The sequence below is a fragment of the Micromonospora sp. NPDC050980 genome, from assembly GCF_040653835.1.
In the GTDB taxonomy this organism is placed as follows: domain Bacteria; phylum Actinomycetota; class Actinomycetes; order Mycobacteriales; family Micromonosporaceae; genus Micromonospora.
Genome location: NZ_JBFAGS010000003.1, coordinates 173,627 through 181,412 on the forward strand (window position 1 = coordinate 173,627; position 7,786 = coordinate 181,412).

Annotated in this window: 7 protein-coding genes; 2 read left to right on the plus strand and 5 right to left on the minus strand. The window is 73.0% G+C overall.

Annotated elements, in window-relative coordinates; genetic code table 11:
- Nucleotides 1–14: 14 nt before the first annotated feature.
- Both AB0H28_RS07240 and AB0H28_RS07245 read right to left on the minus strand, forming a co-directional pair.
- Nucleotides 15–1,112 carry a branched-chain amino acid aminotransferase gene (locus AB0H28_RS07240; protein WP_358035520.1) on the minus strand — a complete coding sequence of 366 codons (1,098 nt, stop codon included), beginning with the start codon at nt 1,110–1,112 and terminating at the stop codon, nt 15–17.
- Between the two features lie 173 nt (nt 1,113–1,285).
- A complete protein-coding gene (locus tag AB0H28_RS07245; RefSeq protein WP_358035522.1) occupies nt 1,286–2,317 on the minus strand; it encodes a 3-isopropylmalate dehydrogenase in 1,032 nt (343 codons plus the stop codon).
- Nucleotides 2,318–2,535: 218 nt separating this feature from the next.
- On the opposite strand from AB0H28_RS07245, the gene AB0H28_RS07250 reads away from it, so the two are divergent.
- Complete coding sequence (locus AB0H28_RS07250; RefSeq protein WP_358035524.1) at nt 2,536–3,408, plus strand: FAD:protein FMN transferase; 873 nt, start codon at nt 2,536–2,538, stop codon at nt 3,406–3,408.
- 334 nt (nt 3,409–3,742) lie between these two features.
- Nucleotides 3,743–4,099 carry a hypothetical protein gene (locus tag AB0H28_RS07255; protein WP_358035526.1) on the plus strand — a complete coding sequence of 119 codons (357 nt, stop codon included), beginning with the start codon at nt 3,743–3,745 and terminating at the stop codon, nt 4,097–4,099.
- A 66-nt stretch (nt 4,100–4,165) separates the two neighbouring features.
- Here the strand turns inward: AB0H28_RS07255 and serA are convergent, their stop codons facing one another.
- The 3 genes from serA to ilvN all read right to left on the minus strand — a co-directional run bounded on the left by serA (nt 4,166) and on the right by ilvN (nt 7,624).
- Nucleotides 4,166–5,764, minus strand: a complete 1,599-nt coding sequence (gene serA / locus AB0H28_RS07260; protein ID WP_358035528.1) for a phosphoglycerate dehydrogenase — start codon at nt 5,762–5,764, stop codon at nt 4,166–4,168.
- Nucleotides 5,765–6,035: 271 nt separating this feature from the next.
- Nucleotides 6,036–7,049, minus strand: a complete 1,014-nt coding sequence (gene ilvC, locus AB0H28_RS07265) for a ketol-acid reductoisomerase (protein ID WP_358035530.1) — start codon at nt 7,047–7,049, stop codon at nt 6,036–6,038.
- A gap of 59 nt (nt 7,050–7,108) precedes the next feature.
- On the minus strand, nt 7,109–7,624 hold the full coding sequence (gene ilvN, locus AB0H28_RS07270; RefSeq protein ID WP_099162192.1) for an acetolactate synthase small subunit: 516 nt from the start codon (nt 7,622–7,624) through the stop codon (nt 7,109–7,111).
- Between the last annotated feature and the right edge of the window lie 162 nt (nt 7,625–7,786).

Sequence of the window (7,786 nt, forward strand, 5' to 3'; positions counted from 1 at the left end):
GCCACGGTGGCGCGTCAGAGGACGTGGGTCACCCAGCCGTGGCGGTCCTCGGCGCGACCGCGCTGGATGTCGACGAGCTGCTGCCGCAGCGCCATCGTGGTGCGGCCCGGCTCGCCGCCACCGACGAGGAACTCGCCGTCCGGGAAACGCACGCCGCCGATCGGGGTGACCACGGCGGCGGTGCCGCAGGCGAAGACCTCCCGCAGTCGCCCGCTGGCCGCGTCCGCCTGCCAGTCGGCGAAGCTCACCGGCCGCTCCCGCACCTCGTGCCCGGCCTCGGCGGCCAGGGTCAGGATCGCGTCCCGGGTGATGCCCGGCAGGATGGTGCCGCCGAGCGGCGGCGTGACAAGCGTGCCGTCGTCGTAGACGAAGAAGACGTTCATGCCGCCCAACTCGTCGACGTACCGCTGCTGGACCGCGTCCAGGAAGACCACCTGGTCGCAGCCGGCCTCGATCGCCTCGGCCTGGGCCGCCAGGGAGGCGGCGTAGTTGCCGCCGCACTTGGCCGCGCCGGTGCCGCCGGGCGCCGCCCGGGTGTAGTCCGGTGAGACCCAGACCGTCACCGGCTTCACCCCACCGGCGAAGTAGGCGCCGGCCGGCGACGCGATGACGCAGTAGAGGTATTCGTTGGCCGGGCGCACCCCGAGGAAGACCTCGCTGGCGAACATGAACGGACGCAGGTAGAGGCTGGCGTCCTCGTGCTCCGGGATCCACTCCCGGTCGATCTCGACCAGCCGACGCAACGACTCCACGAACGTCTCCGGCGGCAGCTCCGGCATGGCCAGCCGCCGGGCGGACGCGACGAACCGGGCCGCGTTGGCGTCCGGCCGGAACATCGTGACCGCCCCGTCGCCGGTCCGGTACGCCTTCAGCCCCTCGAAGATCTCCTGCGCGTAGTGCAGCACCGCCGCGGCCGGGTCCATCGGGATCGGCGCGCGCGCCTCGACCCGGGCGTCGTACCAGCCCTTGCCCTCGGCGTAGCGGATCGTGACCATGTGGTCGGTGAACACCCGGCCGAAGCCCGGGTTCGCCAGCAGGGCGGCCCGGTCGGCGGCGGATACCGGCGCGGGATTCGGACGGATCTCGAAATCGAGCTTGTCACCACCGCTCATCGCGCTGACCTCCCTGCGGTCCCACGGCATGCGGGATCGCATGCCGACGTCACTGGTGCCAGAAACTTACCCCGAACGGTCGTTCAGCGGATAGCTCCGCCCCCGCGCCGGCGGAGAGACGGGCCCGGGACGGGTCTGGCGGCCCGTGACCGGGCCAGGGAAGCCGGCCCGGGTCAGGCTACGGCGTGGGCGGCGAGCCGGTCGCCGACCTCCTCGGTGCGCAACGGCGCCCCGGGCGTACGACCGGCCAGCTCGGCGGCGACGGCGGCGGTGACCCGCGCGGCGGCCTCGGCGTGACCGAGCTGGTCGAGCAGCAGCGCGGCGGAGAGCACGGCCGCCACCGGGTCGGCGACCCCCTTGCCGGCGATGTCCGGCGCGGAGCCGTGCACCGGCTCGAACATCGACGGGTAGCGACCCTCCGGGTTGATGCAACCGCTGGCGGCCAGCCCGATGCCCCCGGTGACCGCGGCGGCGATGTCGGTGAGGATGTCGCCGAAGAGGTTGTCGGTCACCACCACGTCGTAGCGTGACGGGTTGGTGACCAGGAACATCGCCGCGGCGTCGACGTGCTGGTATTCCGTAGCCACGTCCGGGTGCTCGGCGGCCACCTCGGTGAAGGCCCGGGACCAGAGCGAACCGGCGTGGGTGAGCACGTTGGTCTTGTGCACCAGCGTCACCTTGCGCCGCTCCCGGCGCGCGGCCCGGGCGAACGCGTCGCGGATCACCCGCTCCACGCCGTGCCGGGTGTTCAGGCTCTCCTCGGTGGCCACCTCGGCCGGGGTGCCCCGGTGCAGGCTGCCGCCGGCGCCCGCGTAAAGCCCCTCGGTGCCCTCCCGGACCACCACCAGATCGACCTCGCCCGGCTTCACGGCGGCCAGCGGGCCGGTCACGCCGGGCCAGAGCCGGGACGGGCGGAGGTTGACGTACTGGTCGAACGCGAACCGCAGCTTGAGCAGCAGACCCCGCTCCAGCACGCCCGGCGGCACGGTCGGATCGCCGACCGCGCCGAGCAGGATGGCGTCGTGGCCGGCCAGCTCGTCGAGGACGCTGTCCGGCAGCACCTCGCCGGTGCGGTGCCAGCGTGCGGCGCCCAGGTCGTACTCGGTGGCCTCGATCCCGGGCAGCACCGCGTCGAGGACCTTGCGGGCCTGCCCGACCACCTCGGGACCGATGCCGTCGCCGGCCACCACCGCGATGCGTGCCACCTGGCGCTCCTCACCTCGTCGTCCTGCGCAACGGTACGTCGCCGTCCCGTCCCCCGGTACGAGTCTTCCAGCATCCGGGACAGGCCACATGCACAGGAGTCTCCCAGCCGGCATTCATGCCGCGGTCATCTCCGCTGCCTAAGGTCAGGACGCCCGGGCCGACGAGGGCTCGGGACGGCGTCGCCGTTCCGGCGGCGGCCAGCGAGGGGGCGGGTGTCATGCGGATCGACCAGCGGCGGACGCACTGGGCGGACGAGCAACCCCGGACCCGCTGGATCGACCAGTCCGCGTTCCGCCCGCCCCGCCCCGACCTGCGACTCGGCGCCCGCAGCCACCGGGTGGACCGGAATCCGGCCGCCGCCGGAGACCGGATCAGCGTCCGACACACGGTGACCACCTCCACCGCGGAATACACGCTGCTGCTCAACGCGCCCGACTGGTTCGGCCACCGGGGCGTCGGCGAGGCGCTCCGGGACGCCGTGGCCGAACTGCGGGCCGTGGACCTCACCTACGGCCCCAACCAGCCGGACAGCCTGGTGTCGCGGCTACGCCGCGACGAGATCAGCCCCGACTCGTACCCGCCGCTGGCCGACCTGGTCGACCGCTGCGCGGCGATGCGGGCGGCGACCGACGGGTGGTTCGACGCCTGGGCGGTGCCGGGCGGCTTCGACCCGGGCGGCCTGCTCGGCGGCTGGGCGGTGGAGCGGGCCGCGGCCCGGTTGCGCGCCGCCGGCATCCACGACTACGCCGTGCTCAGCGGCGCCGACCTGACGGTACGCGGGCACGCCGCGCGCGGCGGCCCGTGGCGGGTCGCGGTGCACCACCCGACCCAGGCCCACCGGACCCCGCTGCTGCTGGAGATGACCGCGGGCGCGGTGGGCACCTCCGGAGTCACCGGGCGGCGCGGGCACGTCGTCGACCCGCACACCGGCGAACCGACCGACCGGCTGGTGGCCGCCACGGTGGTCGGCCCGGACCTGGCCGTCGCCGACGCCTACGCCACCGCGCTCTACGCCGCCGGCCCGGCCGGCCTGGCCTGGTTCCGCGACGGCTCGGACTACCGCGCCCTGTTCGCGCACCACCGTCGCTGACGCACGACCGCGCCCCGCTTCCGCACCCGGGGGGTGCGCCGCGATCGGCCCCCGCGGTCTCGGCAACGACCGTGGGGGCCGGTCAGCGACGAGTGCGCGTGGCTCGCGCAATCGAGGGGTGCGGGGCCGACAGGTCGAACGCCCGAGCACGCCACCCGAAGACGGGCCGGGAATCGACTCAGCCGTGCACCGCACCGGTACGCTAGCGAATCGACGCAACTCGACGCAAGAGTCTCCACAGCGGACCCATTGTCACCGTGTCAACAATCAGCAGGTGAATCCCCGGGGTGGGGCAGAAGTGACGCCGGCCGCCCCAGATGGCACGCTGTCCGCCGTGAGTTTCGATCTGAGCGTGTGGGCCCTGCCGAACGGGGCGACACCGGAGCAGGTGCGGGCGGCGGTGCGACAGTGCCGCGAGGGATGGCACGGCGAGCAGCACCCGGACCCTCGGGTGGTCGGCTTCTACCGGGCGATCACGGCGAGCTACCCCGACCGACCGGCCCGGCCGGACACCCCGTGGGAGGTGTCGCCGCTGCACGCAGCCGCCGACCACGTCGAGATGAACCTGCACCCCACCTGCCCGGATGAGGTCCTGCTGGACATCGAGCGGCTGGCCGGCGAGCACGACCTGATGCTCTTCGACGCGCAGGACGGCTCGGTCTACCCGCCACCGGCCCGCGTCCGCTCCTGACCCCGGCACGTCGAAGGGCCCGGCCGTTCCCGGCCGGGCCCCGACAGTCCGGTCCGGACGACCCGACTACTCGTCGCGCAGGTCGGCCGCGCTGGCCGCGACCGCACCGATCGAGTCGGCCGCCGAGGTGAGCAGGTCGGCGCCGAGCGCCTGGTCGACGGTGAGCGTCATCAGCGTCTCGCCGCCGGCCTCCCGCCGGGCCACCTGCATCGCGGCGATGTTGACGCCGGCCTCGCCGAGCAGCGTGCCGACGGTGCCGACCACGCCGGGCCGGTCGACGTACCGCAGGAAGACCAGGATGCCCTCCGCGCCGATCTCCACGTCGAAGCCGTCCACCTCGGTCAGCTTGAGCACGTCGCGGGCGCCCGCGTGGACCGCGGTGCCGGAGACCCGGACGGTCCGCCCGTCCGGCAGCGCGCCGCGCACGGTCACCAGGTTCGGGTGGTCGACGGTCTCGGCCGGCGTGGCGAGGGTGACCTCGACGCCCCGCTCGGCGGCCAGGTGCGGCGCGTTGACATAGGTGACCTGCTCCTCCACCACGGAGCTGAACAGGCCCTTGGTGGCGGCGAGCTTCAACACCGACACGTCGTGGGTGGCGATCTCACCGCGCACCTCGACGGTGACGCTGGCGGCCACCCCACCGGCCAGGGCGGTGAACGCCCGACCCAGCTTCTCGGCCAGCGGCAGCAACGGACGGACGTCCTCGGCCACCACACCACCGGCCTGCACGTTCACCGCGTCCGGCACGAACTCGCCCTGGAGCGCGAGCTTGACGCTCTTCGCCACCGCGAGGCCGGCCTTGTCCTGCGCCTCGTTCGTGGAGGCGCCCAGGTGCGGCGTGGCCACCACGTTGTCGAACCCGAACAGCGGCGACGAGGTGCACGGCTCCTTCGCGTAGACGTCGATGCCGGCGCCGGCCACCCGGCCCTCGGCGATCGCGTCCGCGAGCGCCTGCTCGTCGACCAGGCCACCCCGGGCGGCGTTGACGATCCGGACGCCCGGCTTGACGACCGCCAGCTCCTTCTCGCCGATCAGGCCCACCGTCTCCGGCGTCTTCGGCAGATGGATCGAGATGAAGTCGCTCTCCCGCAGCAGCTCCTCCAGCCCGACCAGGCGCACGCCGAGCTGCGCGGCGCGGGCCGGCTGGATGTACGGGTCGTAGGCGATCAGCCGGGTGCCGAACGCGGCGATGCGCTGGGCGAACAACACGCCGATGCGGCCGAGCCCGACCACGCCGACGGTCTTGCCCTGCAACTCCACGCCGGTGTACTTGGACCGCTTCCACTCGCCGGCCTTGAGCGCTGCGCTGGCGCTGGCGGTGTTGCGGGCCACCGCGAGCAGCAGCGCGACGGCCTGCTCGGCGGCGGAGACGATGTTGGAGGTGGGAGCGTTGACCACCATGACGCCCCGGGCGGTGGCGGCGGGCACCTCGACGTTGTCCAGGCCGACGCCAGCGCGGGCGACCACCTTCAGCCGCGGCGCGGCGGCGACCGCCTCGGCGTCGATCTGGGTGGCGCTACGTACGATCACCGCGTCGGCCTCGGAGAGGGCGGAGAGCAGGGCCGGGCGGTCGGTGCCGTCCACGTGGCGCACGTCGAAGTCGTGCGCGAGCACCTCGATGGCGGCGGGGGCGAGTTCTTCGGCGATCAGTACGACAGGATTCATCGGTCCTCGTAGACGCTCGGTATCGGTTCGGCCTGGGGCGTCGGGGCGCCGCGCTGCGCCCTGCGCCGAGCCGTGCCATGGCCGTCGGGTGCGCCGGGGCACCACACCAAGGATGGTAGGGGGCGGCTCGCGCTCCAGGTCCCGGACTGCGGGGTGAGTGCCCTCACACAGACCCGTCGCACGCCCGACATCCGCCGTTCACCCGCGCACGACGGCCCGCGGCCCGACGCCGGGGAGAGCGTCGGGTCGCGGGCCGCGCGGGAAGGGTCGTTCAGGCGGTCTCGGTGATCGGGCGGTCCACCCAGCTCATCATGGCGCGCAGCTTCTGCCCGGTCTCCTCGATCGGGTGCGCCGCGCCCTCGGCCCGCCACTTGGCGAAGTTGGGCCGGCCGGCCTCGTCCTCGGCCACCCACTCCCGGGCGAACTCACCGGACTGGATCTCACCGAGGATCTTGCGCATCTCCTCCTTGACCCGCGAGTCGACCACGCGGGGGCCGCGGGACAGGTCGCCGTACTCGGCGGTGTCGGAGATGCTGTAGCGCATCCGGGCGATGCCGCCCTCGTACATCAGGTCGACGATCAGCTTCAGCTCGTGCAGGCACTCGAAGTAGGCCACCTCGGGGGCGTAGCCGGCCTCGGTGAGCACCTCGAAGCCGGTCTGCACCAGCGCCGCCGCGCCGCCGCAGAGCACCGCCTGCTCGCCGAAGAGGTCGGTCTCGGTCTCCTCGGTGAAGGTGGTCCGGATCGCGCCGGCGCGGGTGCCGCCGATCGCCTTGGCATAGGCCAGCGCGAGGCCGAACGCGTTGCCGGTGGCGTCCTGCTCGACGGCGACCAGGCAGGGCACGCCCTTGCCGTCGACGTACTGGCGGCGCACCAGGTGACCGGGGCCCTTCGGGGCGACCATCGCCACGTCCACCTCGGCCGGCGGCTTGATCAGGCCGTACCGGATGTTGAAGCCGTGCCCGAAGAAGATGGCCTTGCCGGGTGCCAGGTTCGGCGCGATGGCGTCGGTGTAGAGGGCGCGCTGGGCGGTGTCCGGCGCCAGGATCATGATCACGTCGGCCTCGGCCGCCGCCTCCGCCGGGCTGAGCACCCGCAGGCCCTGCTCCTCGGCCTTGGGTCGGCTCTTCGAGCCGGCGGGCAGGCCGATCACCACGTCGACGCCGGAGTCGCGCAGCGACAGCGCGTGCGCGTGGCCCTGGCTGCCGTAACCGATCACGGCGACCGTGCGTCCCTGGATCAGGCCCAGGTCGGCGTCGTCGTCGTAGTACACCTCAACGCTCATTGACTTCCCTTTCCTACGGCGGTGCCCGTCGGCCCGTCGAAAAACTTGTGGGGTACGGATCAGGCGGCGCGCAGCGCCGGCCCGGCGGTGATGGCGCGGGAGCCGCGCCCGATGGCCACCGTGCCGGACTGGACCATCTCCTTGATGCCGAACGGCTCCAGGTCGCGCAGCAGCGCGTCGAGCTTGTCCGGCGTGCCGGTGGCCTCGATGGTCAGCGTGTCCGGCGCGACGTCGACCACCCGGGCGCGGAACAGCCCGACCGTCTCCAGCACCTGGGCGCGGGCGCTGCGGTCCGCCCGGACCTTGACCAGCAACAACTCCCGGGCCACCGAGACCTGCGGGTCCAGCTCGACGATCTTGAGTACGTTGACCAGCTTGTTGAGTTGCTTGGTCACCTGCTCCAGCGGCGAGGACTCGGCGTTGACCACGATGGTGATGCGGGAGACGTCCGGGTTCTCGGTCTCGCCCACGGCGAGGCTGTCGATGTTGAACCCGCGCCGGGAGAACAGCCCAGACACCCGGGCCAGCACGCCCGGCTTGTTCTCCACCAGCACGGAGAGCGTGTGCATCGTCATAGCTGCGCCTTCCTCGTCATGCCCTCATGGCCCTCGCTGCGCTCGGTGCACTCGCTCATGACCGGCGCCTTCCTCGTCATGCCCTCATGGCCCTCGCTGCGCTCGGTGCACTCGCTCATGACCGGCGCCTTCCTCGTCATGCCCTCATGGCCCTCGCTGCGC